Source organism: Paenibacillus solanacearum (genome assembly GCF_910593845.1).
Taxonomy (GTDB): Bacteria; Bacillota; Bacilli; order Paenibacillales; family NBRC-103111; genus Paenibacillus_G; species Paenibacillus_G solanacearum.
On the sequence record NZ_CAJVAS010000121.1, the window covers coordinates 1 to 748 of the forward strand.

Annotated in this window: 1 protein-coding gene; it reads left to right on the plus strand. The window is 53.1% G+C overall.

The features are described 5' to 3' along the window. A partial coding sequence (locus KXG62_RS33870; protein ID WP_218096401.1) for a transposase occupies positions 1-748 on the plus strand: 748 nt, incomplete at both ends.

Genomic DNA, 748 nt, shown 5'->3' on the forward strand with positions numbered 1-748 from the left:
AGATTCAGCTTGCTCCGGTCGAGTCGATCGAGGTGTATTTGGCACGCCAATCGAAGGAAGACCATGCCGAGAACGAGCGGATGAAAAAGGACGAGAGCGACAAGAAGAATGATCCGCCATCTTCGCCAAACGGCGGCAGCAAGCCAGGTCTCGGGGAGCAAGCGGTGCATGAAGATTTCCGCGGAAAGTCCTTTTCCAACCAGACCCATCGAAGCACAAGTGACCCCGATTCTCGCTTGTACAAGAAGAGTGCTGGGCAAGAAGCGTATCCGCGTTACCTCGTCCATGATTTGATCGACGTACGTTCCGGCGTCGTCTTAGACCGCAGAGCAAGTCAAGCTTCGGGTAAGGCGGAAAGAGAAGTGAGTCTGCAGCAACTTGCTGGAATGCGATTTCGACATCCCGCATTGTGCATTCAAACCTTATCTGCCGATAAAGCTTATGGCACGCCCGAGTACTTGAGTGGATTGAAACGGCTCGGCATCCTCTCCCTGGTCAGCTTGCGGAATTTAACCCTTGAAAAAACTCCCGTTTACAAGCGCAAGACCAATGATGCGGCCAAGCAAGCTAAACGCATAGCAAAGGGGGAGCAAATCCGCATCCTTAATGAAGCCAAACGCATCCAACTGCATGGTGCTTTTCGGGGTGTCCAAAAGATGCGAGCGCGTTGCGAACATGTTTTTGCCGAAGCGAAGAACATTCATGGCATGGACCGAGCGAAGAGCCGCGGTCTGGGGCGCATGCAAGA